The 25,624-nt window shown below is 45.6% G+C and carries 20 protein-coding genes and 1 riboswitch; of the genes, 13 read left to right on the plus strand and 7 right to left on the minus strand.

All coding sequences use genetic code 11. The features are described from left to right. Nucleotides 1-260 precede the first annotated feature (260 nt). The 4 genes from LAY41_RS11140 to ntrB (LAY41_RS11155) form a co-directional block, all read right to left on the minus strand. Nucleotides 261-3,404, minus strand: coding sequence for an MFS transporter (locus tag LAY41_RS11140; RefSeq protein ID WP_249097354.1), 3,144 nt, complete (start codon nt 3,402-3,404; stop codon nt 261-263). A gap of 670 nt (nt 3,405-4,074) precedes the next feature. After that, the gene (locus LAY41_RS11145; RefSeq protein WP_249097358.1) at nt 4,075-4,914 is read right to left on the minus strand and encodes an ABC transporter ATP-binding protein; all 840 of its coding nucleotides are present in this window, start codon (nt 4,912-4,914) and stop codon (nt 4,075-4,077) included. Between the two features lie 243 nt (nt 4,915-5,157). After that, nucleotides 5,158-6,588, minus strand: coding sequence for an ABC transporter substrate-binding protein (locus LAY41_RS11150; RefSeq protein ID WP_249097362.1), 1,431 nt, complete (start codon nt 6,586-6,588; stop codon nt 5,158-5,160). A gap of 167 nt (nt 6,589-6,755) precedes the next feature. Continuing rightward, nucleotides 6,756-7,604, minus strand: coding sequence for a nitrate ABC transporter permease (ntrB, locus tag LAY41_RS11155; protein ID WP_249097364.1), 849 nt, complete (start codon nt 7,602-7,604; stop codon nt 6,756-6,758). 91 nt (nt 7,605-7,695) lie between these two features. Further along, a riboswitch (cyclic di-AMP (ydaO/yuaA leader) is annotated at nt 7,696-7,851 on the minus strand. A 263-nt stretch (nt 7,852-8,114) separates the two neighbouring features. On the opposite strand from ntrB (LAY41_RS11155), the gene LAY41_RS11160 reads away from it, so the two are divergent. The 9 genes from LAY41_RS11160 (at nt 8,115) to LAY41_RS11200 (ending at nt 19,699) form a co-directional block, all read left to right on the plus strand. Continuing rightward, nucleotides 8,115-8,426 carry a DUF1830 domain-containing protein gene (locus LAY41_RS11160; protein ID WP_249097366.1) on the plus strand — a complete coding sequence of 104 codons (312 nt, stop codon included), beginning with the start codon at nt 8,115-8,117 and terminating at the stop codon, nt 8,424-8,426. Between the two features lie 119 nt (nt 8,427-8,545). Next, nucleotides 8,546-10,567 (plus strand): magnesium chelatase ATPase subunit D, encoded by a 2,022-nt coding sequence (gene bchD, locus LAY41_RS11165; RefSeq protein WP_249097368.1) that lies wholly within the window; start codon nt 8,546-8,548, stop codon nt 10,565-10,567. Nucleotides 10,568-10,787: 220 nt separating this feature from the next. Then, a complete protein-coding gene (locus LAY41_RS11170) occupies nt 10,788-11,291 on the plus strand; it encodes a GNAT family N-acetyltransferase (RefSeq protein WP_249097371.1) in 504 nt (167 codons plus the stop codon). Beyond that, a complete protein-coding gene (locus tag LAY41_RS11175; RefSeq protein ID WP_249097373.1) occupies nt 11,266-12,387 on the plus strand; it encodes a DNA cytosine methyltransferase in 1,122 nt (373 codons plus the stop codon). Before LAY41_RS11170 ends, LAY41_RS11175 begins: the two co-directional genes overlap by 26 nt. A gap of 13 nt (nt 12,388-12,400) precedes the next feature. Further along, a complete protein-coding gene (locus LAY41_RS11180) occupies nt 12,401-13,342 on the plus strand; it encodes a BsuBI/PstI family type II restriction endonuclease (RefSeq protein ID WP_249097376.1) in 942 nt (313 codons plus the stop codon). Between the two features lie 789 nt (nt 13,343-14,131). Further along, entirely contained in the window at nt 14,132-15,496 is a 1,365-nt protein-coding gene (locus LAY41_RS11185) for a CmpA/NrtA family ABC transporter substrate-binding protein (protein ID WP_249097379.1), read from the plus strand. Between the two features lie 150 nt (nt 15,497-15,646). Then, nucleotides 15,647-16,498, plus strand: coding sequence for a nitrate ABC transporter permease (gene ntrB / locus LAY41_RS11190; protein WP_249097382.1), 852 nt, complete (start codon nt 15,647-15,649; stop codon nt 16,496-16,498). A 77-nt stretch (nt 16,499-16,575) separates the two neighbouring features. Further along, the gene (locus LAY41_RS11195) at nt 16,576-18,585 is read left to right on the plus strand and encodes an ABC transporter ATP-binding/substrate-binding protein (RefSeq protein WP_249097383.1); all 2,010 of its coding nucleotides are present in this window, start codon (nt 16,576-16,578) and stop codon (nt 18,583-18,585) included. A 271-nt stretch (nt 18,586-18,856) separates the two neighbouring features. Then, entirely contained in the window at nt 18,857-19,699 is an 843-nt protein-coding gene (locus LAY41_RS11200; RefSeq protein WP_249097385.1) for a nitrate ABC transporter ATP-binding protein, read from the plus strand. Nucleotides 19,700-19,801: 102 nt separating this feature from the next. Here the strand turns inward: LAY41_RS11200 and LAY41_RS11205 are convergent, their stop codons facing one another. From LAY41_RS11205 to LAY41_RS11215, 3 genes are all read right to left on the minus strand, one after another. After that, a complete protein-coding gene (locus LAY41_RS11205) occupies nt 19,802-20,389 on the minus strand; it encodes a Uma2 family endonuclease (protein WP_249097387.1) in 588 nt (195 codons plus the stop codon). A gap of 84 nt (nt 20,390-20,473) precedes the next feature. Continuing rightward, on the minus strand, nt 20,474-21,130 hold the full coding sequence (locus tag LAY41_RS11210) for a DUF1345 domain-containing protein (RefSeq protein ID WP_249097389.1): 657 nt from the start codon (nt 21,128-21,130) through the stop codon (nt 20,474-20,476). A 64-nt stretch (nt 21,131-21,194) separates the two neighbouring features. Beyond that, nucleotides 21,195-21,980 carry an RNA polymerase sigma factor SigF gene (locus tag LAY41_RS11215; protein ID WP_249097391.1) on the minus strand — a complete coding sequence of 262 codons (786 nt, stop codon included), beginning with the start codon at nt 21,978-21,980 and terminating at the stop codon, nt 21,195-21,197. 348 nt (nt 21,981-22,328) lie between these two features. On the opposite strand from LAY41_RS11215, the gene LAY41_RS11220 reads away from it, so the two are divergent. From LAY41_RS11220 to LAY41_RS11235, 4 genes are all read left to right on the plus strand, one after another. Next, a complete protein-coding gene (locus tag LAY41_RS11220) occupies nt 22,329-23,057 on the plus strand; it encodes a Bax inhibitor-1/YccA family protein (protein ID WP_249097394.1) in 729 nt (242 codons plus the stop codon). A 90-nt stretch (nt 23,058-23,147) separates the two neighbouring features. Beyond that, nucleotides 23,148-23,510, plus strand: a complete 363-nt coding sequence (locus tag LAY41_RS11225; RefSeq protein ID WP_249097398.1) for a papain fold toxin domain-containing protein — start codon at nt 23,148-23,150, stop codon at nt 23,508-23,510. A 29-nt stretch (nt 23,511-23,539) separates the two neighbouring features. Next, entirely contained in the window at nt 23,540-23,902 is a 363-nt protein-coding gene (locus LAY41_RS11230) for a hypothetical protein (RefSeq protein WP_249097400.1), read from the plus strand. 565 nt (nt 23,903-24,467) lie between these two features. Continuing rightward, a protein-coding gene (locus tag LAY41_RS11235) for a PCRF domain-containing protein (RefSeq protein ID WP_249097508.1) occupies nt 24,468-25,593 on the plus strand; the annotation gives its coding sequence in 2 pieces (ribosomal slippage) (nt 24,468-24,539 and nt 24,541-25,593; 1,125 coding nt in all). Nucleotides 25,594-25,624: the final 31 nt, after the last annotated feature.

Consider the following 25,624-nt stretch of genomic DNA (forward strand, 5'->3'; position numbering starts at 1 on the left):
TCTGCCAAATTTGTTGTAAGGGCGGGTTTTGTGATGATTCTTGTGGGTTAGCCACAAATTATTTGCCAAACCCGCCCCTACGCTATGAAGAAAATCATTTTATTGTAGCTCACGCGGCTGCCGCTGTAAGAGCGCTAAAGCGCAACAACATACCAAGAAAGCAAGTAACTAGCAACTTGAATTACTATAAATAAAAAAGCCTCTCGTTTTTGTGATTAGAGAGGCTTGGATCTGAGGTTAGCGGAGAAATCTGTTACATTTTATGTGGCTACAGCGATCGCACCAGCAAGTGCCGAAGCTATGGCAGAAGTAAGCGCTGTACCAAAGAGCCACCAAGCTGCTATTTCTGCTGCTTTGCGAGTTTCTTCGGCTTGTTTGGTTGCTTGTCGCTTCACATCTTCCATGCGTCGTTGCGCTTCCTGCTGGATGCGTTCTGCACGTTGCAGTACAGTATTGCGTGCGACTTCAATTTGGTCGATCAGTCGGTTGGCGTCAGCTTCTGAGATGTCTTCGCGGGAACTGATAATCGCCACAAGGGTGTCGCGGTTGAATTGACCGAGGCGATATCGGAGGGAATCAAACCCAGCTTGCGGGTCATCAAACAACTGGCGGACATCGCGCTTGATGCCATCGTAGTTAAGTTCGGGCCGATCGAGGGAGTTGAGGTAGTTGCGGATTTGGGCAAAAATGCCGTCTACAGCATCTTGGATACCGCGCTGGATGCTCCGCACTTGCTCGACGAACTGGTCGCGGACGGCGAGGACTCGATCTACAGTCTGAGCGGCTTCTTCTTCAGAAATATCTGAGCGCTGGGATAGCAGTGATATTAATGTATCGCGGTCTATGCGAGAGAGGCGATCGCCCAAACTCTCCATGCCCGTGCGGGGGTCATTCAGCACGAGAGACAAATCGCGCTTAATGCCTTCTGGATTGAGAGCGTCCTTGCCAGTGTTACGCAGATAATCTTCCAAAGTAGTTTGGAAATCCCGCACAGTAGCTTGAGTCCTTTGAGCAAAACGGCGAGGCGCTTTCACGATGCTGCGAATCGTATCTTGCACCTGATCGATAACTTGATTAACTTGCTCCTCACTCAAGTCTTTGCGTTGACTGAGCAGTTTCACCAGGGTGTCCCGATCGACTTGAGACAGCCGACCGCGTATCGCCAATGCGCCTTCTTTGGGGTTATCGAAAAGTCTAACCAAATCCCGCTTGATGCCTTCGGGATTCAGTTCTTCCTTGCCTGTGTTACGCAGGTAATCGGTAATAGCGGTTGTAGCTCGATCGTACTGTTCCTTAGTTTTATCCACCACAGCTTGCGGTGCATGGACAACGTTAGTCCAAGCGCTTTGGACTTGATCGATGACTTGATTGACTTGTTCCTCGTTCAGGTCTTGGCGCTGACTGAGCAGTTTAACCAGCGTATCGCGATCGAAGCGAGACAGCCGCGAGCGAATCAGGTGCATTCCCGCCGTGGGGTTATCCAGCAGGGTGCTGATATCCCGCTTGATGCCTTCGGGATTGAGTTCTTGCTTGCCAGTGTTACGCAAGTAAGACTCTAAATTCAACCACAGCGCTTCTACTTCAGCTTTGGCTCGGTCTTGGAGTCCTTTAGCTTCGGTAAGGATACGATCGCGGTTTTCTTCCAGATTGCCAACTATTCTATCTGCTTCCTCCGCAGTGATGTCTTGACGCTGACTGAGGAGTTGCACCAAGGTGTTGCGGTCAAATTGGGAGATGCGATCGCGCAATTCTTCATATCCAGTATCTGCATCTGACAACAGAGCTTTGAAATCGCCCTTAATGCTTTCTGGATTCAGGTCTTCTTTTCTCGTGTCGCGCAGGTAATTTTCTACTCGCGTGCGAAGATCCTGCGATTTTTCTTCCTTCTCCCTATATTGAACCGCGTTTAAAACATCCAGCCGAATTTCTTCTAGTTGGTCGGCAATTTCGTTGATTTTATCTTGGGTAAGGAGACCCCGCGACTGAAGCAAATCCGCGAAATTCGATCGCTTTAGTTGCTCCAACTGTCGGCTAACAGTTACCGGGTCTGCTTCCGGGTCGTAGATTACCTGTTTGAATTCTTGCTTAATCGTTTCCCGGTTCAAGTGCCAGGGATAAGTATTCAGCAGATAATTTTCCACATCCAGCCGAATGGTATTGGGAGTACCCGGTAACGCTGGTATTTTATCGGACACCTGAGCCGTGAGTTTATCTGTTCCAGATGCCAATTGCTCTCTAAACTGTTGCAGCCGATTCAGGATACTGTGAACATCGAGATCCGAAAGATCGGCTCTTCCCATAACTACGCCCGTAATTGCGGTCATAGCCATCTGCCGTGCTTGATCCATCAAACCGGGAGTTTTCTCTGTTTGATCTTGAGTTACCTGACGCGACGAGCGCATTTCTGCAATCAGCTGGTCGAGTTTAGTATTTAACTCAGGCGACTTCAATTCCTTGGCTTGTGCAGACTTGAGATAGTTGAGCAATTCGCCCATCACGTCGCCCTGCGGCCCCTTGCTGGTGACTTGCTTCCAGGCGTCTTCCAGCTGGTCTGCGATCCGATTTACATCGCGTTTGGAGATATTGGTGTTGCTGCTCACCAAGTCCAAAAATGTCTGACGATTGATGTTGCGGAGGTTATCGGGTGCGATCGCTTTGAGTTCGGAGTTATTCAGCAGCTTTTCAAATTCCCGGCGTACCCCTTGCACATCTAACTCTGGCGGACGCAGGCTCTCCAAATAATCCTCAAGAGTTTCCCGCATACTCGTAGGATCGATCGCGGAACCGAGTTGCCGACCCACTGCGGCGGCAGCAGCTTCGGCAGTGGCAACCACCTGACTGTTAACAGCTTTAGCGCCCAAAGCGGCGGTTGCCGTTCCCAAAATCGCTTGAAAGCCGGAAGTTGCCGTATTTACAACCGAACCGATCAGGGAACCCACCGTCGTCGAACTCACCCAAACCAGTAGGGAGAAGTACGCCCCCCAGATCACCAAACCCAGAATAGCACCCAAACCCATATCAACAGGGCTCAGGAGGCTTAGATTCACTGCTAGAAAGCAGGCAAAGAATAAGGCTATAGTGACGGTGACTAGAGTCCAAATCCCGACTGCCTTGCCAATTTTACGAATCGTGCCACCGAAGCTACCGCTCTCATCATCGTCATTATTATCATCCGAGCTGTGTCCCATGTATGAAATACCGGCAGCTACGGAGAGGTTTGTTAACAGCAGTTGGAAGGCAAAAGCCAGCACTACCCCAGCAATCAAAACCACAAAAAATTGCGGCCCCGAAAAGAGACCTGCTGCCTGTGCTGGCGTGGTAACGGTGCGATCGTCTGGAGTCATCTGGGCTATCGAGAATGGCAGGCTGTACCATCCCAGCATTTCTCCCGCAATATGAAACATAGTATTTCCCTCATCCCTTCTTATTTGCCAGCCGAGATAATCAGATTATGCGAGTATAAACTCTATATTTCGGCAAAACTAACGTCCTCTGGCTTAGAATCGCCGGATCTGAGACTCTTTTACATCCCTCCAAGGTCTGAAATCTATATCTGACGCTGGATAGGGAGAATGGGGGGCGCGATCGCACTCCCCATTCTCAAGTGAACTAGGTAATTTGTAAAGCTAATATTGACTGCATTGCCAACATTCCTCTTCACTGAGTTATACTCAGCACGGTCACAGAACGAGCTTTTTTAACCCAGCAGTAGGGGCGAAGCATGACCGTATTAATTTGTTGGTTGAACCCAAAGATATTTACCGCAATGCTAATGCCTACGGCACGCACTCGCGTTCGCCCCTACAAATCAAAAATAACAGTTTGTGCCCGTGCGGAGTATATATACTGTCCGGTTGCATCGTTAGTACATGAGTGATATCGTGAAATTCTCTGTTGTCATCGTTGGTTAAAATTTTACCGCAGATGTAGACAGATACACGCAGATTAACGCAGATAAGAATAAGAACACGCGCTATTCCTCAAATAGACAACGTGCTTGCCATAAAATACTATCTGCTTGCTCGAAGGAATTATTTCGGGAGAATGTTGTTTCTATGGAGTAAGGTTATTAATCTACTCGTCTTGGGTAAAATACCGATCCAGGAAATTCAGAGCGCGATCGCGTAGTTCATAATACTCTTTGGAGTTTCGCATAGCGGCCCGATCGCGCGGATGCTCAAAAGGCACCTCCAAAATCTCTCCTATTGTAGCGGCAGGGCCATTAGTCATCAGCACTATTCTATCTGACATATAAATCGCTTCGTCCACATCGTGGGTAATCATCATCACAGCTTGCTTGTGACTTTCCCAAATATCAAGTACCTGTCGCTGCAATTTACCGCGAGTCAGTGCATCGAGCGCCCCAAAAGGTTCATCCATCAACAACATTTTCGGTCGAATTGCTAAGGCTCTAGCAATGCCAACTCGCTGTTTCATACCGCCAGAAATTTCATCGGGATACTTATCAGCCGCCGCATTTAAATTTACCATTGCCAGGTGTTCGTTAACAATGCCAATCTTTTCGGCACGGCTAGTATTTTCTAGCACTTCATCCACAGCCAGCCGAATATTTTCGCGCACGGTTAACCACGGTAGCAGCCCATAATGTTGAAATACCATCATGCGATCGCTCCCTGGTTTGCGAACTTCTCTTCCATCCAGCCAAACCCCTCCAGAAGTCGGTTTTTCCAAACCAGCCACAATTTTGAGCAAGGTTGATTTACCGCAGCCGGAGTGACCGATGACAGAAATATATTCATCTTCACCGACAGTAAGATCGATACCATTGAGAACGACAAACTCACCCCCATCAGCAGTGCGGTAAGACTTGACTATATTGCTAATTTCCAGAAATCCAGGGCGACGGATAGAATGTTGATCGGCATTGCTTGACACAGAAGTGTATTTAGTCATTTTATACTCCTAGAATGGTTTTGAGTTAGTAGACAAAAAAGTTATTAAGTAGGTGGGCGTAAATAAACTTAATTCCCAGAAACCGGGTTTCTCCAAGAAACCGGGTTTCTCCAAGAAACCTCTCCCAGAAACCTCTCCCAGAAACCTCTCCCAGAAACCGGGTTTCTCCAAGAAACCGGGTTTCTCCAAGAAACCGGGTTTCTAAGGTGCCTGGCAGTTTTACGTTTAATTATGCCCACCTACTTAAGACATGAAAAAGCGATTCGGAGCATTTGCCCTGATTTGAAAACTGTTGAGATAGCCGACAGGATCGCTGGGATCGAAAGATTTTTTGTCTATGAATACTTCAGCCGGTTCAACTTTGTAATTTTCATTGGGACATTGAATGCCCATTTCTGTAGCTATCTCGCGATAGAGATCGGTTTTCCAAGCTTTACGAGCCAATTCTTCGGCATTTTTGGGAATTTCTTTAATTTGTCCCCACCGAGCTGCTTGAGTCATTAACCAGATACTTTCCGACTGCCACATAAATGTTGAGTGGTCTCCCGGCACTCTGCCAAGATTGGGAGGTAAATCAAAGAAAAGAGTTGTTTCAGATGAATTGAGAATGCGCTCTTTATCATCAAAGCCGCCATAGTTGTATTCGCCGACGATTGCCGGTCGCGTAAACTTATCGATCGGCCCTTGCTTTGGTTTTGCGCCTGTAAAAGATCGCTCTGTAATTAATTCGGCTACTTCTTGGCGATTTTCGGGTTTGCTGCAATACTGGCAAGCTTCAATCATTGCTTTCACCAGAGAACGATAAGTTTTGGGATAATTATTGATGAAAGTTTCCATTACACCCAAAAGTCGATCGGGATGTCCTTCCCAAATTTCTCTGCCTTGAGCGAAGGTAAAACCAACTCCCTCATTACCTTTGATTGCCCGCGTGTTCCAAGGTTCTGCCACCATGTAAGCTTGCATTGCGCCAATTCGCACATTAGTCACCATCTGCGGCGGGGGAATGATAATGATGCGAAATTCTTTGAAAGGATCGACACCAGCAGCAGCAGATAAGTAGCGGACAAAGTATTCGTAAATCGCGGAACTCAGCACTACCGCCCAAACTTTTCCCTCTGCTGGTTGCTTGTCAAAGTAGTTTCGGAAATCTCTTCCAAACGCTTCCAAATCGCCGTTGTATTCCCGCCAGGGACGCAACCCAAAATCCCACATCGCCCGGTTCATTGTCATGGCGTTACCGTGGCGGTGAATTGTCATCGCCGCACACAGGGGGGCGTGGCGTGCGCCTTCGGCTCCTATTCTGGCGTTGGTGACGGCACCGGATACGACGGGTGAGGCGTCGAGGCGTCCAAAAATGATGCCGTCGCGGGAGGTGGCCCAACTAGCTTCGCGGTTGAGTGTGACGTTTAAACCGTATTTGCGGAAGAAACCTTTTTTCCAGGCGATCGCAAATGGCGCACAGTCGTTAACGGGAACGTACCCGACGGTGATATCTCGTTTTTCCAATGTGTCCGGATCTACAACAGGTTTGACTGCTAAGGCTTCTGGGGTGAGTCCTTTAGCAGAGCGATCGCCTGAAATTCCACAGGACGATAGCGCCATTCCAGCCGCCGCCGCGCCCATTCCCAACAGAAAATCTCGCCGATTCCAATAGTTATTGTCGGTGTTACTCATAGATCAACTCCACCGATTGATAATTGTTATTTGTCATCAGTCATTTGGCGTTTTTTCAATGACCACTGACCACTGACCATTGACCACTGACCACTGACCACTGACCATTGACCACTGACCACTGACCACTGACCACTGACCACTGACCACTGACCACTGACCACTGACTAATTTGAAGTTCTAGGACGGTGAGTTACCAATTCCTCAACTTTGCCAACAGCCCAGTCAAGCAGCAACCCTGTTAAGCCAATCACCAGCACTGCTAAAAACACGGAACTCAGGTTTAAACGGCTCCATTCATCCCAGACGAAAAAGCCGATACCAATACCGCCCGTCAGCATTTCTACCGCAACAATTACCAACCAAGCAATCCCTAAACTGATTCGCAAACCTGTAAAGATGTAGGGTAAACTTGCTGGCCAAATAATCTTGGTAATTTGTCGCCAACGTGGCATTTCCAGCACCTTTGCCACATCTATATAATCCTTGGAAACGCTAGAAACGCCCAAAGCGGTATTAATAATCGTCGGCCACAAAGATGTGATGAAGATAACAAAAATAGCCGATGGTTCTGCCAAGTTGAAGATGGCTAAAGCGATGGGAAGCCAAGCTAGGGGCGATACGGGTTTAAAAATCTGAATGATGGGATTAAGCGCTAACATAGCGGGTCTGGACATCCCAATCAGAAACCCTAAAGGAATTGCTACGACAGCACCCAAAAGAAATCCCAGCAATACCCGTCTTAGACTTGCCAGCAATAACCAACCAATCCCCAAATTACCTGGGCCGCGTTCATAAAACGGGTTTAGTATGTAATCGAGATTAGCAACCAGCGCTTCTGGCGGGGTAGGCATCAATTCGTGATTGGCAAGGGCAACAATCCACCACAGGACAATAATCCCCAAGAAACCGATCGCAGGCAATATGACGACATCCCGGAGAACAACAGGTTTAGCGCGTCTCCAAGCTGCCTGTCCGGCAACCGCGATCGCAGACAGATTCAATTGAATAGCCATAAGTGTCAGGTCAGGCGCAGGTACAAGAACGCTGAGCAGTACCAGCCGGGGACACTGACGAGTTCAAAACACTACGAATAATGCTGACTCTTCAGTCTCCTCTCAATGCCTACGAAGTTAGCTGACGGGCTAGGACTGAGAGATGTCCTTTTCTGCCTACTTTCTCACAAAAAAAGGCAAAAATACGCCCCAAAAGGTGGTTCCTCCGCTCCAGGTTTTTAAGCCCTGGATTAGGCTGACTTACTCAAATTTGCATTACTATAGCATGGGATCTTGGAATAATCAACCTCTTCTAAGACGTAGGCGTTTCGGTAGCAGATGGAGCCTTGCGGAAATCCCAGTTGCTTGATGTTGCAGATTTATTGGCGCGTATCATTAAACCTTCTTGTGTTTAACCCAACAAAATAACTTAACACTCGCATCAGCCCTTAGATAGATATAGAACAAAAAATTAACAAGTAAATTAAACACAAGCCAGACAAAATAGCCCTTCAAATACCCAAATAAAAAATGATTCAAACACAATTGAATTTAAATTTAGAAAAACCCGATAAAATTCTTTGTTTCTATATCAACAACACTAGCTATATTCAAATAGTTCGGCTTACGAATATTGCCAAGTCGAAGTATGAGCGGGTTGTTTTTCCAAAAGAGCGGTTCTTCTTTGAAGCGGATCTGGATGCTCAATTGGAAATTTATATGTGCGAGATGGACAAGAAAATTTTATCTGCAATACTTCCTTGCGATCGCATCCAGGTCAATGAAGAAAACAGCGTTTTAAAATCGGGGAAAGAATCGGCTTTAGCACATATTTGCCTCTGACACAGATTCATGTTAGGGGTAATAGGGCATTGGAGATCGGGTATTAGAGAATTACAAACCGTTCTGGCTGGGCAAAGTCTGCGTTATGCTGAAAAACTGGACTAAAAACGCAGAATACTATGCCAGCCATTAGCACATCGGCAAATAGAACATTTCCCCTAGCCGCCGTCGTCGGTCAGGAAGCAATCAAACTAGCACTGCTGCTGGCGGCGGTAGATCCGGGATTGGGGGGAGTTGCGATCGCAGGTCGTCGCGGCACAGCCAAATCCGTTATGGCACGCGCTTTGCACGAACTCCTACCACCCATCGAAGTCATCAAAGGTTCTTTCTGGAACGAAGAACCCAATGATGAAGAGGGGGGGAGTGGGAGAGGGGGAGAGGGGGAGATAGAAACACAAATTATCCCAGCACCCTTCATCCAAATTCCCTTGGGAGTTACAGAAGACAGATTGCTGGGTTCAGTGGATGTCGAACAATCAGTCAAACGCGGAGAATCAGTATTTCAACCAGGATTGCTCGCAGCAGCACATCGAGGCGTTCTCTACGTAGATGAGATTAACCTACTAGATGACCAAATTGCCAACCAACTGCTCACAGTATTATCTGAAGGACGAAATCTAATTGAGCGGGAAGGGATTAGCGTTGTGCATCCTTGCCAAGCGCTATTCCTTGCCACTTACAACCCCGAAGAAGGTGCGCTGCGGGAACATTTGCTCGATCGCATTGCCATCACCCTCTCAGCTGATGCGATACTCGGATTAGACGATCGAGTCCAAGCAGTAGAACAAGCTTTAGAATACTCCAGAAATCCCCAAGAATTCCTCGCACAGTACAGCGAAGACATCGATAACCTCAAAACTCAAATAATTCTGGCGCGGGAATGGCTCAAAGAAGTCCGCATCACCCAAGAACAAATAACATATTTAGTAGAAGAATCAATTCGCGCAGGCGTACAGGGACATAGAGCCGAATTATTTGCCGTCCGAGTTGCCAAAGCAGCTGCCGCTTTGGACGGACGCACAGACGTAAATGCTGAAGATTTGCGCCGTGGAGTAGAACTGGTAATAGTCCCAAGAGCGACAATTTTGCAGACGCCACCAGAAGATCAACCGCCGCCACCACCGCCACCGCCACCGCCGCCAGAAGATCGATCCGAACAAGAACAGGACGAACAGGAAGAAGAAGAAAACCCCGAAGAACCGCAGGAAGAACAACCAAGTATCCCAGAAGAGTTTATTTTCGATCCAGAAGGAGTCATCCTCGACCCCACCGTACTTTGCTTTGCCCAAATGGCACAACGGCGCGGTAAATCAGGCGCTCGCAGCAAAATCTTTTCCGAAGATAGAGGTCGCTACGTCAAGCCCATGATACCAAAAGGCCGCGTGCGACGAATTGCCATTGATGCCACTTTACGAGCAGCTGCGCCTTACCAGAAGGCGCGACGAGAAAGATCCCCGCAAACCCCCTTACCAAGGCAGACAAAGCGGGTATTTGTCGAACAAGGAGATATTCGATCAAAAAGGTTGGTACGCAAAGCTGGTTCCCTAGTAGTCTTTGTGGTGGATGCTTCTGGCTCGATGGCGCTGAACCGGATGCAATCAGCTAAAGGTGCGGTGATGCGCTTGCTGACGGAGGCGTATGAAAATCGCGACCAAGTGGCGTTGATACCCTTCCGTGGGGAACGCGCCGACGTGCTGTTACCGCCGACTCGTTCGATCGCATTAGCGCGTCGGCGTCTGGAACTGTTACCTTGTGGAGGTGGTTCCCCGTTAGCACATGGTTTAACTCAAGCAGTACGAGTGGGGATTAACGCACAGATGTCTGGGGATATCGGTCAGGTAGTAATTGTCGCGATTACCGACGGTCGTGGTAACATTCCCTTAGCGCGTTCTTTGGGCGAACCCTTGGCAGAAGGGGAAAAACCGGATATCAAAGCTGAACTGTTGGAAATCACCGCTAGAATTAGAGGCTTGGGGATTCAACTGCTAGTCATCGATACGGAAAATAAGTTTATTTCCACTGGTTTCGCGAAGGAAATGGCGAAAACATCCGGTGGGAAGTATTATCACTTACCGAAAGCGACAGAGCAAGCGATCGCCGGAGTGGCTAGAGGTGCGATCGCAGACATGAAATCCCGATAATGGGGGTTGGCGAATGGGGACTGGGGACTGGGGATTGGGAAAAGGTTTTTTCATTATTCATCCTTTCTCAATACCTAATCTCCTTAGACTTTATCCAAAAAGTCCTTTCATGAGTAACCAAACATATCTATTCATCTGTGTTTATCTGTGTTCATCTGTCTTCATCTGTGGTTAAAAATATCGAAACCTGATTTTTCGGATAGACTATTAATGCGATTCAATGACAGACTTTTCTAATTCCCTGCCACCAGAATGTATTCTCCGTCCAGCTAGTTCCAGCGATATCTGGGCAATTCGGAAATTAGTATTGAGTGCCAAACTCGATCCTACCCAATTACGCTGGCAACAATTTTGGGTAATTGAAAGTGATAAAACTTTAGTAGCTTGCGGACAATTGCGTTCTTTTCCTGAAGCGCAAGAACTCGGTAGTTTAGTAGTTGCATCTCCTTGGCGAGGTAAAGGTTTGGGCAGCTATTTAGTCAAATATTTAATTCAACGAGCAACCCAACCGCTTTATTTAGAATGTCTTGGTAAAAAGTTAGTACAATTTTATCATCGCTTTGGTTTTGTACCAGTTTCTTGGCAAGACTTACCATCATCACTTAAATGGAAGTTTGGCTTAACTCAATTAGCTTCTAAACTTGTCCCAATCATCTCTGTAACAATCATGCAGTATCCTAAATTTGAACTTCCGGTAGATGAAAAACAAACTCCCCTACCTTGAATTTCTTGAACAAGAACTTAAACTTCCTGCAAAACAACCCACTGAACCTTTAGTAATCGATCTATTCGCTGGTTCCGGGGGACTTGCACTTGGTTTTGAAGCCGCAGGTTTTAGAACAGTTGGCTACGAAATATTAGAAGATGCCTGCACGACTTATCGCCATAATCTACATAGTTCCTGTTACCAAGTAAATCTAACACCCTTATCTAATTTAGTAGACGGCGCAACCGCCATAATTGGTGGCCCTCCATGTCAACCTTTTAGTGTCGGTGGAAATCAACTAGGACTAAAAGATAGTCGCGACGGCTTTCCAACTTTTATTTGTGCTGTGAAGCGCTATCGTCCAAAACTTGCTTTATTTGAAAATGTGCGAGGTATGCTTTTCCGCAACAAGGCGTATTTTGAAGAAATTGTTATAGCTTTGCAGTCACTCGGCTATATTGTAGAATGGGAAGTTTTAAATGCGGCAAATTATGGTGTTCCCCAGAAAAGAGAACGCCTTTTTTGTGTAGCACATCAAGGCGGGTGGAAGTGGCCGGAAAAAACTCATCTCTATTCCTCTTATACTGCCGGAGAAGCGCTAGGAGAACTTGCATTTTCTACAGCATCTGACTCAAAATTTCTTACTCATAGCATGGATGAGTATGTGAAAAAATATGAAATGGCATCTAAATGTATCAGACCTAGAGATTTACATTTAGATGCGCCTTCTAGAACTGTTACCTGTCGTAATTTATGCGGTGCAACTGGCGATATGCTGCGGATACGCTTACCGGATGGACGCCGGAGAAGGTTAACAGTTCGTGAAGGTGCTAGACTTCAGAGTTTTCCAGATTGGTTTCAATTTAATGGTTCTGAAAATAGCCAGTTCAATCAGATTGGTAATGCAGTTCCACCGCTATTAGCCAAAGCTTTAGCTCGTTCTGTTAAAGCATATTTGGATAACAGCGAAAAAATATCATCGTCAGAAATTTTTCAACCCACTCAATACATCCAGCTATCTCTAGAACTAGGAATAGATATTCTAGAAAAGCCAGCCCGAAAAGATTGTAAATCTCATCGTCGAGGAATTGCAACAGATGCTCGATCGTTCTAATTCTCAGGATTCTATGGATGTAATAAAGAAAATTGAGGAAGCTAAGGCTATTCTCAGAGATCTAGGTTTGCCATCCGCACAACAAAACGATCGTTCTGCCCTTACTTTGCTGGCTTTGCTAAATCTAAAACCGGAGATGCGTTGGTCTAATGCCAGTCATCCCCTACTTGGTATTACTCCAATAATGGAATTTATTGCCCAAAACTACGGTAAAACTTACGCACCTAACACACGCGAAACAATTCGTCGCCAGACTGTTCACCAGTTTGTAGAGGCTGGCTTTCTTATACCCAACCCGGATCAACCTTCAAGACCTACAAATAGTCCAAAAACAGTATATCAGTTTGAGGCGCTCGCACTAGAATTACTTCGCACTTACCAGACCAATGAATGGAGTGATAATCTCAAAAATTACCTGACATCCGTCGAGACGCTAAAAAGGCGGTATGCTCAAGAACGAGAGATGGAACAGATTCCCGTGATAGTCGCAACCGGAAAAATAATTTCGTTGTCACCGGGTGGGCAGAACGTCCTTATCGAAAAAATTATCAACGATTTTTGCTCCTTTTTTACACCAGGAGGAAAGCTTCTTTATGTAGGCGATACTGGCAATAAGTGGGGTTATCTTGATAGGGAATCACTTGAAGCGTTGGGTGTAACTGTTGAAGCTCACGGAAAGATGCCTGATGTTGTAGTTTACCATGTCCAGAAGAATTGGCTGGTGCTGATTGAAGCTGTCACAAGTCATGGTGCAGTAACTCCCAAGCGTCGAAAGGAACTTGAAGTAGTATTTGAGAATTCAATAGCTGGATTGGTATATGTCACCGCGTTCGATCGCCGCAGCGATATGGCGAAATATCTCCATGAAATCTCCTGGGAGACAGAAGTCTGGATAGCTGAGGCACCAACTCACATTATCCACTTCAACGGCGAACGGTTTTTAGGGCCATATTGAAGAATGCGATCGCACAGACCTACCAACGGGTTTTGGCCACACCCAAAGCCATAGACGCAATTTGAGAGAATAAATAGAACTCAGGTTATAAGTAGGTGGGCATAATTAAACGTAAAACTCCAGGCCCTTAGAAACCGGGTTTCTCCAAGAAACCCGGTTTCTCGGTGTTCAGTTTATTGACGCCCACCTACTTACATCTTTAATAGCAGATGCCGAGATTGGCCCGATCGCAGGCTCTCCCCTTCAGCGCACCTGCATTTTCCTACCTCGGTTATTTTGTCAAGCTGCTTATAAAAATATTTTCTTTTTCCCGATTCATAGACTCATTAAAATAACTATTATAGAGATAACTTTATATGCTCTGATAAACATTCTATAGAGTTAACTAAATAGTATTCATAAATCAGAATCTATAGCTTAGTCGAGTTGCTTGTAAATTATAAAAATAGAATATTTACTTATAGACAAGATTTAGGATTTATTTTAAAGTTGATGAAACTAAAGCATCCAAAAACCAGTAAAAGACGGTAAGCTTAGTTTAAAGCAAATTTCCAGACAGGTTATGTGGGTTAGAGACACCCTAACGCCCTAACCAACCTAGAAGTTTTCACAAGGATGGAAGTTTCTGTCGCAGGCGAACTCACGTCATCCGGTTGGTATTGACGCTTAACTGCTTACGGCAATTCTGCTTTCACAGATTAATACCACTGCGAACCGCCATTTTGGATGTCGGCTCTCTAGTTAACTTGCATAATAAACAGCCAATAGGAGTAGCTCTAAGGAGGTTTTATGTCTGAATTTTCAGTCAGAGTTTCTAGGCGCAAATTTTTGATAACTGCTGGCGCATCGGCGGCAGGTTCGGTGTTGCTAAAAGGATGTTTGGGAAATCCCCCTGAACCAAATAAACCAGTTTCTTCATCTAGTGCAAGCAGTCCAAGTCCAGCCGTATCATCTGCTCCTGTTACAGCAGGCGATACACCAGAAGTTAAAACAGCCAACATCGGAATTATTGGTCAAACTGATGCCGCACCTCTAATTATTGCTAAAGAAAAAGGTTTTTTTGCCAAACATGGTGTGCCAGATATCAATTTACAAAAACAACCGTCTTGGGCGGTTATTCGAGATAAATTAGAACTGGAAGGATCTGGTGGCGGACTTGATGGGGCAATGGTTCTCACTCCCATGCCCTACTTAATATCATTAGGTACTGTTACTAAAGGTAATAAAAAAATTCCCATTTACCTGCCCCTACGGTTAAACGTTGATGGTCAGGGAATCACAGTCGCAGATAGCCTGAAAGATACAGGTGTCAAGCTAGATACTTCTGTAATGAAAAAGAAAGTGGAAGAAGCTAAAGCCGCTGGTAAGCAATTACGCTTTGCCCACACCTTCAAAGGCGGAACTAGCGATATGATGTTGCGCTATTGGTTAGCCGCCGGGGGTATCGACCCGGAAAAAGATGTGTTAATTCAGGTCGTACCTGGGGCGCAGTTGGTATCAAACATGAAAACAGGCGATATTCAGGGATTCTGCGTGGGAGAACCCTGGCATTTACGAGCAATTAACCAAAAATTAGGCTATACAGCCCTAATTACGGGTGAAATGTGGAAAGATCACCCAGAAAAAGCTTTAGGTATCCGCGCTGATTGGGCAGATAAGCATCCCAAGACCCTCAAGGCAATTGTGATGGCGGTGATGGAAGCACAGCAATGGTGCGACAAGATGGAAAACCGGGATGAGATGGCGCAAATACTCTCTAGAGACGAGTATGCCAAAGTGCCTGTAACTGATATTATCGATCGCTTGAAAGGGAAAATTGACTACGGCGATGGTCGCATCGTAGAAAATAGCCCTCACATTATGAAGTATTGGGAAAAAGGTCATGCTTCTTTCCCTTACCAAAATCACGATTTGTGGTTCTTAACGGAAAATATTCGGTGGGGGAATTTACCGGCTGATACTGATATGAAAGCAATCGTTAAAGCAGTTAACCGGGAAGATATTTGGCGAGAAGCTGCGAAAGGAATTAACGTTTCTGCTGCTGAAATTCCTACCAGTCCTTCTCGTGGGATTGAGAAGTTCTTTGATAACATCGAATTTGACTCAAACAACCCTGAAGCTTATCTCAAGAGCCTCAAAATTAAGAAAATTTAGCAATCAGGACTTACGCACCCTATCAGAGGTGTAGGGGCGGGTTTTGTTGAGAGACTATTTATTTGAAACAGAGGTTATTTGCTAAACCCGCCCCTACAATCCTTCTGAAATTCAAAATCCAAAATCCACAATCCAAAATCCAAAACTGATATGACCACAAACTCAAGACGCGGCAGAAACAATCAGCCAGACAATTTCCTGGGGGCTTTTATATCTAATTTGCAAAAGCGATTCCCAGACTTACTTCCACCCATTGTGGCAATACTTATTTTCCTGCTTATTTGGCAGTTGTTCACTCTTAGCCCGGAATCAACCATGCCTGGGCCAATTAAGGTTTTCCAGGAAAGTTGGACAAAGATCTGGTGGCCCTTTGCTTACCCAGACCGGGAAGGAACCGCCAAAGGCTTATTCTGGCAAATTTGGGCTAGCCTACAACGGGTGGGAATTGGTTACTCTTTAGCGGCAATTGTTGGGGTGACAGCGGGGGTTTTTATTGGTGTCAATCCCTTTTTATTCAAGGCTTTAGATCCCCTCTTCCAACTATTGCGTACAATTCCCCCTCTAGCTTGGTTGCCGATTGCTTTAGCGGCAATTCAAAAATCAGAACCATCTGCTATTTTCGTGATTTTTATCACGTCAATCTGGCCTATTTTGATGAACACAATTGTGGGTGTACAACAAATTCCGCAAGATTATAAAAACGTGGCCAGAGTATTGCGCTTGTCCCAACAAAAATATTTTTTGAAAGTTGTTTTACCGGCTGCTGTTCCCTATATCTTTACGGGTCTGAGAATCGGAATTGGTTTGGCTTGGCTAGCGATCGTAGCAGCCGAAATGATTACAGGTGGTGTAGGAATTGGCTATTTCATGTTTGATTCCTATAACGTCGGTAAAACTAGCGATATTATCGTGGCGCTGGTATATGTTGGGGTTGTTGGTTTGCTGCTAGATCGGGCGGTGGCTTTTATCGGCACCAAGGTTATTCCAGAAGATAATAAATAGGAATCTTTGATTGTTGATTGTTCATAACCATGAACAATCAACAATGAACAATCAACCATTACTAATTACCAATTGCCATGTCTGTTTTTGTTGCTGTTGATCAAATTGAGAAAGTTTTTCCCCTCACCGGGGGTGGCAAATATGTCGCCCTTAAAGGAATTGACCTCCAGATTAAAAAAGGAGAATTTATCTCCTTAATTGGTCACTCCGGTTGCGGTAAATCCACCTTATTAAATATGATTGCTGGTTTGGATTTGCCTAGCGATGGTTTGGTTAGCCTAGAAGGGGAAGAAGTGTTGGGGCCGGGGCCGGAAAGAATGGTAGTATTTCAAAACTATTCTCTGTTGCCTTGGTTAAATGTAAGGGAAAATATTGCTTTGGCGGTGGATGAAGTGCTGGCAAATCTGCCAAAAGGGGAACGCCGCAGTATTATCGAAGAACATATTGATATGGTGGGGTTACGTCCTCACGCAGAAAAACCACCTGGTCGGTTGTCTGGGGGTCAAAAACAGCGGGTAGCGATCGCACGCGCCTTGGCAATTCGTCCCAAATTGCTGCTATTAGATGAACCGTTCGGTGCGTTAGATGCGCTAACGCGGGGCAATTTGCAAGAAAAATTAATGGAAATTTGCCAAGAACACGAAGTTACGGGAGTGATGGTGACGCACGATGTCGATGAAGCGGTGTTATTATCCGATCGCATCGTGATGCTCACCAATGGCCCCGAATCCAAAATCGGTCAAATTCTGGAAGTAGATATACCCCGTCCTCGCAAGCGGATGGAAGTAGTCAGCCATCCGAGTTACTATAGTTTGCGATCGGAAATGATTTATTTCCTCAACCAGCAGAAGCGGATCAAGAAAATTCGGGCCAGAAAAACCGATGCGATCGCACGTCACGGCCTGGAAAAAGTTAACCTAGAAATAGGTTTCGTTCCCCTCACCGCTTGCGCCCCAGTTGCAGTTGCCAAAGAAAAAGGTTTCTTCAAAAAACACGGTTTAGATGAAGTCAGCCTCGTCCGCGAAACCAGTTGGCGCGGTATCGTAGACGGGATGGTAGGCAGTTACTTAGATGCAGCCCAAATGCCCTCCGGGATGCCATTGTGGATGACTTTGGGCGGACACGACAAGGATAACCGACCGCTGTCGATGGTATCAGCTTTGACCATGACCCGCAACGGAAATGCCATCTCCTTGTGCAAACGCTTTTACGACCAAGGGATATATAGTTTGGCAGACTTCAAAAAGATGCTGCTAAAATCTCCCAACGTCCAGCACAGAATGGGTATCGTACATCCATCTTCCATGCACAACCTGCTATTGCGGTATTGGTTAGCTGCTGGTGGGATAGATCCCGATCGCGATGTTAGCCTGCAAAACCTGCCACCCGCCCAAATGATCGTAGACTTGCAAGCGGGAAGCATCGATGGTTTCTGCGTCGGCGAACCTTGGAACTACCGCGCCGCAATGGAAGGAGTAGGTTTTACCGTCGCCACCGACTTGGAAATTTGGCCGGGACATCCGGGGAAAGTTCTCGGCGTGCGGGAAGATTGGGCGAACGCTTATCCCAACACCCACATCGCTTTAGTAAAAGCATTGCTAGAAGCGGGACAATATTGCGCCGATCCAAAAAACGCCTTAGAAATACGTCAAATTTTGGAAAGTCGGGAATATCTAAGTACCGATATTTCTTATATCCAATTAGGAGATCCCGCATCTGCTAGCTGTAACTTAGATCGACCGATGCGCGAATATGCCCATCATATTTTCTTCGGTGATGGCGCAAATCGCCCCAGTCGCACAGAACATCTTTGGCATATCGTACAAATGGCGCGTTGGGGTGACGTTCCTTTCCCCAGAAATTGGTTGGAAATTTTAGAAAGAGGTTGTCGGGTAAGTGTTTTCAGTACGGCGGCGCGAGAATTGGGCGTACTGGATGTGAAATACAATCGCGGCAATATTCAACTTTTTGATGGCAGCACTTTCGATGCCGAAGATCCGATTTCCTATCTCAACAATTTGAAGATTAAACGCGATTTCACGATGGCGGAAATTATCCTCGATTCTCGGACAATCAAAGCTGCTTAATAGGTAATAGTTACTGGGTAGTTGGTAGTAGGTAATATCCTGTCAGGTTCATCAGTTGTGTAAAAAATTTGTCTTCCTATCTGCGTGCATCTGCGTTCATCTGTCTACCCTACGGGAAGGCTTCGCCTACATCTGCGGTTAAAATTTAACCAAGATTTCGGCAGACAATCCAGAAGCTCGTTCTTACACTTAAATCTGCCATCTGCCATCTGAAATTTTCCCCACTACCTACTACCCACTACCAATGACAAATCTCTCAACAGGAATCATAATGACTTACACTGAAAAAGCGAAAAAGAAAACTACCCGATCGAAATCTCGCGAAGCATTTTTGACAATCGAGGGCGTATCGAAAGTTTATCCCACAGCACAGGGGCCATACACCGTATTAAAAGATGTCAACCTGACGGTGAATGAAGGCGAATTTATCTGCGTGATCGGTCACTCTGGATGCGGGAAATCAACTTTGCTGAACATGGTTTCTGGTTTTGCTACGCCTACTGACGGAGAAGTGCGCCTGGAAGGGCAACGCATCGGGGAACCAGGACCAGATAGAATGGTGGTATTTCAAAACTACGCTTTGTTGCCTTGGTTAACCGCGTTTGAAAATGTTTATTTGGCAATTGATTCGGTTTATCCCGACAAACCGGAACCGGAAAAAAGAGCGATTACTCGCGAACATTTGGCAATGGTAGGATTGACGGAAGCAGCAGATAAAAAACCCACTCAAATTTCCGGCGGTATGAAACAGCGGGTTTCGATCGCCCGCGCTTTGGCAATTCGTCCGAAAGTGTTAGTTTTGGACGAACCTTTTGGCGCTTTGGATGCAATTACGAAGGAAGAATTGCAGGAAGAATTGCTGAAAATTTGGACGGATCACCGCTGCACTGTGTTGATGATTACTCACGATATCGATGAAGCTTTGTTTTTGGCAGATAAGTTGGTGATGATGACCAATGGCCCTGCTGCTAATATTGGGGAAGTCATGCAAATTCCGTTTCCACGTCCGCGCGATCGATCGCAAATTATGGAAGATCCAGAATACTATAATTTGCGGAACTACGCCTTAGATTACCTATTCCGTCGATTTGCTCACGATGCGGATGAGGAGTAATTTTTTCCCGCTGATGAACGCAGATACTTATATCTGCGTTCATCAGCGGTTTTTATTTCCGTATTTTGATAATATTTAACCAATTTTATCCACCATTTTCCATCAAGCCAATAACTCATCTACCGCCACACTGAAACCTTGTAGAACAACCTGAGTGCTAACTACCTCACCAGAAATAAATACAAGTCGCTGATTTTGGGTAATCGCAATAATCCAACGACTGTCAGGAAATACCAGCCAAACTTCTTGGCAACCAGATTGTAAATACTCTTGAGCTTTAGCAATTACCTCTTCGGCAAAATCTGTAGGTGAAACTATCTCAGCGATTAGTGGGAAACTCTGGGGAAGCACAGCAGATTCGCCAAATTGAGCGAGTAATTCTGGGGTCAGATAAGCAACATCAGGATAACGACCCTGCTTATTAGTGCGACAGGGAACCTCTGTATAAACTTCTCCCCCTTGTCCGCTGGAGTCTTTGTAATTTCCCCAGGAACGAGCTAGTCTAGACTGAATCCGGCTATGCTTGAGTGTCATACCACTTTTCTCCACCACTTTTTCATCCATCCATTCCATCGGATGTTTTTCAACCAATTTCCCATCCACCCATTCTGTACCTTCAGGGGGATTTCGCATCCAGTCTTCTAGTGAAAAGATCTCTGTTATTTGGGGTACAACTGTAGAAGTTATCATTGCTATTTATTGGACTTTGCAGAATTTACTAACATTATTACATCGAAGGCCCGATCGCACCTACCTCATCCCACATTTTACCGATCAAAGCAACCCGGCAATAATATTGATGCTCATTGCCAAAATAGCCGTATTAAAAAAGAAAGATAGCACCCCATGTAGTAGCGCCAAACGCCTCATCGATCGCGATGTGGTAGCAACATCTGAAACCTGGCCAGTCATGCCAATCACAAAAGAAAAATATAAAAAATCCCAATAATCTGGCTCGTTATCGCTGGGAAAATCTAGACCTCCAGCATTGCCTTCACTGGCGGTGTCCCGATCGTCGCGGTAGTAGCAGTGTGCATAGTGTAGCGCGAACATCGTATGCACCAACAACCACGAACCTACGATCGTCATCACCGAAAGCGTTAAGTGTAGGGTCAGCAGAAGAGTCGAGATCCCTTTTTTATCATTAAGCACGAACACAATAGCTAGCACGCTAGTACAAGCGGCAGCGATAACCAAGGTTAAAATAGCCAAGCGACTTTCGTCTTGACGTTGAGCATTACGACGCATCTTTTGTGGCGTGGCGCTAAGCATCATCCACCAAGCTAAGGCTAATAAACAGACAACGCCTGAGTTCCAAGCACAGAGAATCCGAGTTGGCAAGTGCAGCGAGGATGGGAGTAGTCCTGAGACTAAAGCAGATATGCCGATCGAAATCAGCAGTCGGGGTTTAGCATCTAGCGTTTTGAACAACTTGGGTAGGAAGACGGATTTTACAACTCTGTAGACTATACCAGGTGTGTCTGAGTAAGGCTACTCAGCTTGCTAAACCAGCAGTCTGAGGTTGCAGAAGACAAACTAATTGGTCGATCCCTTTTTGCAGGTGTCGCGTTACCGTCATCGGACTGACACCAATTCGCTTAGCCGCTTCCTTACGGGGTAGTTCGCGTAGAAATACGCACTCAATAGCTGCTCTAGTTTTTTCTTCTAACTGGTTCATAGCACCTTGCAATTGTTGCCGCTCTTCCTCTAAATTTTGGAAGGCTTGATAGCGAGAGTCAGGTAATGTCTCTGCCAAACTCACCGGACTATCTACTTGGTGGGAAACAGTAGCATCCAAACTTAGAGGCTGGCGGTTTTGGGCAGCCAATTGGCTCTCCCGCCACTCTTGCACAGATACTTTAAGTACTTGGGCAATTTCGGAATCTTTAGGCGATCGGCCCAAGGTTGCTGTCAGTTCTTTTCGCACCTTTTCCCCTTCATTGTAGAGTTCTTGCCATCTGCGGGGAACCTTGACTATACTGCTCTTATCGCGCAGAAAATGCAGCATCTCGCCCCGAATGTAAGGAATCGCAAAAGAACTAAAGGCACATCCTTGAGTAGGGTCGAATCGTTCGATCGCCCGAATCAAACCGAAATAACCAATTTGTTCTAAATCTTCATAGGGTTCAGCACACTGATGGCTGATTCGATGGGCTACTTTGCGAACCAATCCAGCGTGCAACCGTACCAGTTGATTCCGCAGCGCAACTGAAGGATTTTGGTGATAGGAAACCATCATTTCCATCCCATAAGAGCTAATATCATACTGAGTTGCTGTCATAAAAAATCCTCTGCCGGAAAAACCCATCTCGTCTAAGTATGTTTAGGTCATCTCTCTTTCGGCTGATATTAGAGTGTTGACCCTATCTAAATTCATTGTCTGTAGATAACGAGAGATATACCATCGTTGTTTTACGGAAATCACAGCGAAGGTTGCACGGAGGATCAGCATAAACACGCAAACCACCCTAAAGCCCAGGTCAAGTAATCCCGTGAAAGCGGGGGGTTAACCGAACAGCATTGCCTCTACCCGCGACTGGCTTATGGCTTAGGATCTAAGTAAAAATGAGATTAAAGCGCAATTTTGGCTCTTTAAGCAAAAATCACCCCAAAAAAGTGAGGGAGTATCATGAGTCATACCAGCAACTTCCGTGAAGCGTTTCGAGAGGCCAAAGGCAACGCGCTTGTTGGCCCCAACGTAATTGCCAACGCCCTCCCCTTTGTAGGCGGCGGGCTGGTTTTAACAGCAGTTGGCACCTATGGCGGTCTGGGAGTTATCCGTAACTATCCAAGCATATTCTTCCCAACCTTCATCGGTGCGGTCATCGTCGAGTTGATTCTTTTCTTTGTGGCCCAAGGGGTTGTCGCACAAGGTAACAATAAAGTTGCCCTGCCCCTGCTGGCTACGTACAGCCTGCTGTCTGGCTACACCCTCAGCGGGCTGGTGTTTCTTGCCCTGAGAAGTCAGGGCGTTGGCATTCAAGGAGTTGGTATTGCCGCCCTTGGTTGTGGCATTGCCTTTATTGCCGGTCGTCAAATAGGCTCCAACCTATCTGAGGAAGACGGCATGGCTTTGAGTAAAACAATAAGTATAGGGATTCTTGCCCTATGCGTTGTTGTTTTTGGTCAATTCCTGCTGGCAATGTTTGGCGTCTACACCCCAACCTTTTTAGAAATTGGCATTTCAGGGATTGGCGTCCTTCTATTTGCTGGTGCTGCGGTGGTAGATTTCTTCATTCTGCCGCGCACCTACCGCGATGATGAGTACTTGCCAGCTGCGCTGTCGATGTACTTAACTTACATCAACTTGTTTATCTTCATTTTGCGGTTGCTGATTGCGATCAATAGTCGCGACTAGAGGTAAGCTGGATTAACTTTATCAGTAGGGTGGGCATTGCCCACCCTTTAACCTGCAATTACCAGAGCCAAAAACGAAGGTATTATACAAATGCCCAGTTCCCCACAACTGTCAGACGAGGAAATCTATCAACAAGTAGCCAATATCGTGGGACAGTTTAAACTCTTAGAATGTAATGAGTGTGCAGAAGCTATCAAAGAATGGTTAAAAGCCAATGGAATTAACGGTATCCATCTGAAAATAAAACTTATAGGACGAGGGAGCTTTATTGTCAGTCAACGCTTGGACGAAGGTAGAACAAACATTACACAGAATGGCACGCACTACGGCATTGAAGTTCGGAACAAAGTGTTTGATAATCTATCAACAACAGGACAGACCAGAGAAGAGTGGATAAAAGACTTTGACTGTCCGAGCAGTCAGTTTAGTATCGAAGAAGTAGAAAAATTTTAATTGTCGTTAAAGGCCAAGGAGAGAAAAAAATGACTGAACTTTACGACTTACTCAATAAAATTCAACAGAAACCAGGAATGTACATCGGACGCCCTTCTGTCAGCGATTTATTTATGTTCTTGTGTGGCTATCAATACGCCCATCAAAATATGGGAAACCCCATAACCGAACAGGAAAACGAATTTCACGAGTTCCAGCCTTGGTTGCAGAAAAGATTTGGCGTTAGTACCTCGGCTTCTTGGGCAAGAATTATACTATTATATTCTGGTGATGAAGCCGATGGCTTAAAAAATTTCTTTGATTTATTGACGGAGTTTAGAAACGAGAGACAGCAATCGTCTATGACGTTACCATCAGATAGTAGTAAGGATCTAACGCTTCTACATTCTTAGAATACAGATTCAGTATTGGCTTTTTTGGGATGATAAACCGGGGTTCTTTGGTTGTCAAGGTCGATATTTTGTTGTGATAACCCGCATATTCCCGGTTTCATCGGATTATTGAATTGGAATTATAGTAAGAAATGAGAAACTTCCTTTCTGCTTTAAGCGAGGGAGTGGTTAATAAAATAGACCTCTCCAACATACAAACCAACGCGCAAGCGCGTGGGGTAAAATAGATCTTTACTTTGCCAAAAATGAGCCAACTAAGAGAATATATAGAAAAGCACCCATTGGAGGCCCAAAGGTTAGTGGGGCTAGATTACGAACAATTAAGGTCGTTAATCAGTTGATTTAAGTTATATCTAAGGTCAAGCTCGTAGCTAAGCTCTCGTTCAATAGACATCTCCAAAAAAGATGCTGGAAGCCTTATCTATTAAATTGCAACTTTAGTTTCTGGAGAAGTCTATTGAAAAATCTAACTCCAAAGCGATATCAGTGATATCCAAGTATCTTAAAATTAAAATAGACCAATCATCCCTAAACAGGGAAAAATTAAATTAAGACCGCTACCATGATTGAAGTACTAGATATCAAACGCGAAGTCGAAACGTTGTCCCAGCGCTTAGGCCAAATCCGAGACTATCTTTAACAGCCCCGCTTTAAGTGCAAAAATCAAACAACTAGAGCAGTGGTTCGCTCAAACTGAATCTGGAAACGATCGCACGCTTCCCCATCATAAGCTGCAAGAATTTGAAAACCTCGAATCCGATTTGCAGCAGTACGCTCAGTGGCAAACTAACCTAGAAGATATCAAAGCTGCCTCAGAACTGCTGGAGTTAGAAGCCGACGAGGAGTTAAGGCAAGAAACCGAAACGAAAATTACTCAGTTGAACTGCTTTCTCGAACAGTTTGAGTTGCACCTGCTGATGTCCGAACCCTTCGACCAAAACGGAGCATTCCTGATTGTTAATGCTGAAGCTGATGAGACAGATACCCAAGATTGGGTAGAAATGTTGCTGCGGATGTATGGTGGATGGGGACAGAAGCAGGGCTATAAACTACATATCGTCGATGAAAAGGGCAGGGACTATGGGGGAATTAAATCTGCCACTTTGGAAATATCCGGTCGCTACGCCTACGGCTACCTCAAGGCAGAAACGGGAAGGCATCGACTAGAGCGGATTTCTCCCTTCAATCCCAACAGCAAGCGGCCCACTAGCTTTGCTCGTGTGGAAGTGATACCAATTCTGGATGATTCGGTTGATCTGGAGATTCCAGAGCGGGATATGGAAATAATCATGTACCGTTGGGACGGGCAGAATATGAACAAAATCGATACATCCGTGCGGATTGTTCACATTCCCACTGGCATTGCCGTGGGGTCTACCCAGGAGCGCACTCAACTGCAAAATAAAGAAAAAGCCCTTGTTCTTATAAAAAGCAGGTTGTTTGCGATCGCGCTCTCCCAAGGCGTCAAAACAATTGCTGACATCCGGCGCGAGGAAATAGCCGCGATCGCAACTAACACAATTCGTCACTATGTCTTTCATCCCTACCAAATGGTAAAAGATCTCCGCACGGGTGTTGAAACAACTGCTGTTGCTGAAGTCATCAACGGCGAACTCGACTTATTCCTCAAAGCCTACATCAGACACCAAAATCAACCAATACACGATCGTATCCCGCTAACCCCTCAATAGACATCTCCAGAAATTAAAGGTGCTAACCCTA

It is taken from the genome of Argonema galeatum A003/A1, from assembly GCF_023333595.1.
GTDB lineage: Bacteria > Cyanobacteriota > Cyanobacteriia > Cyanobacteriales > Aerosakkonemataceae > Argonema > Argonema galeatum.

What these genes read in the sequence shown, in the direction of transcription:
- LAY41_RS11145 (WP_249097358.1), bottom strand. Translation starts at nt 4,914, where the DNA reads ATGACTAAATACACTTCTGTGTCAAGCAATGCCGATCAACATTCTATC.
- LAY41_RS11140 (WP_249097354.1), bottom strand. Translation starts at nt 3,404, where the DNA reads ATGTTTCATATTGCGGGAGAAATGCTGGGATGGTACAGCCTGCCATTC.
- LAY41_RS11205 (WP_249097387.1), bottom strand. Translation starts at nt 20,389, where the DNA reads ATGATAACTTCTACAGTTGTACCCCAAATAACAGAGATCTTTTCACTA.
- LAY41_RS11225 (WP_249097398.1), top strand. Translation starts at nt 23,148, where the DNA reads ATGCCCAGTTCCCCACAACTGTCAGACGAGGAAATCTATCAACAAGTA.
- LAY41_RS11185 (WP_249097379.1), top strand. Translation starts at nt 14,132, where the DNA reads ATGTCTGAATTTTCAGTCAGAGTTTCTAGGCGCAAATTTTTGATAACT.
- bchD (WP_249097368.1), top strand. Translation starts at nt 8,546, where the DNA reads ATGCCAGCCATTAGCACATCGGCAAATAGAACATTTCCCCTAGCCGCC.
- LAY41_RS11215 (WP_249097391.1), bottom strand. Translation starts at nt 21,980, where the DNA reads ATGACAGCAACTCAGTATGATATTAGCTCTTATGGGATGGAAATGATG.
- LAY41_RS11170 (WP_249097371.1), top strand. Translation starts at nt 10,788, where the DNA reads ATGACAGACTTTTCTAATTCCCTGCCACCAGAATGTATTCTCCGTCCA.
- LAY41_RS11160 (WP_249097366.1), top strand. Translation starts at nt 8,115, where the DNA reads ATGATTCAAACACAATTGAATTTAAATTTAGAAAAACCCGATAAAATT.
- LAY41_RS11200 (WP_249097385.1), top strand. Translation starts at nt 18,857, where the DNA reads ATGACTTACACTGAAAAAGCGAAAAAGAAAACTACCCGATCGAAATCT.
- LAY41_RS11150 (WP_249097362.1), bottom strand. Translation starts at nt 6,588, where the DNA reads ATGAGTAACACCGACAATAACTATTGGAATCGGCGAGATTTTCTGTTG.
- LAY41_RS11220 (WP_249097394.1), top strand. Translation starts at nt 22,329, where the DNA reads ATGAGTCATACCAGCAACTTCCGTGAAGCGTTTCGAGAGGCCAAAGGC.
- LAY41_RS11230 (WP_249097400.1), top strand. Translation starts at nt 23,540, where the DNA reads ATGACTGAACTTTACGACTTACTCAATAAAATTCAACAGAAACCAGGA.
- LAY41_RS11175 (WP_249097373.1), top strand. Translation starts at nt 11,266, where the DNA reads ATGAAAAACAAACTCCCCTACCTTGAATTTCTTGAACAAGAACTTAAA.
- ntrB (WP_249097382.1), top strand. Translation starts at nt 15,647, where the DNA reads ATGACCACAAACTCAAGACGCGGCAGAAACAATCAGCCAGACAATTTC.
- ntrB (WP_249097364.1), bottom strand. Translation starts at nt 7,604, where the DNA reads ATGGCTATTCAATTGAATCTGTCTGCGATCGCGGTTGCCGGACAGGCA.
- LAY41_RS11180 (WP_249097376.1), top strand. Translation starts at nt 12,401, where the DNA reads ATGGATGTAATAAAGAAAATTGAGGAAGCTAAGGCTATTCTCAGAGAT.
- LAY41_RS11195 (WP_249097383.1), top strand. Translation starts at nt 16,576, where the DNA reads ATGTCTGTTTTTGTTGCTGTTGATCAAATTGAGAAAGTTTTTCCCCTC.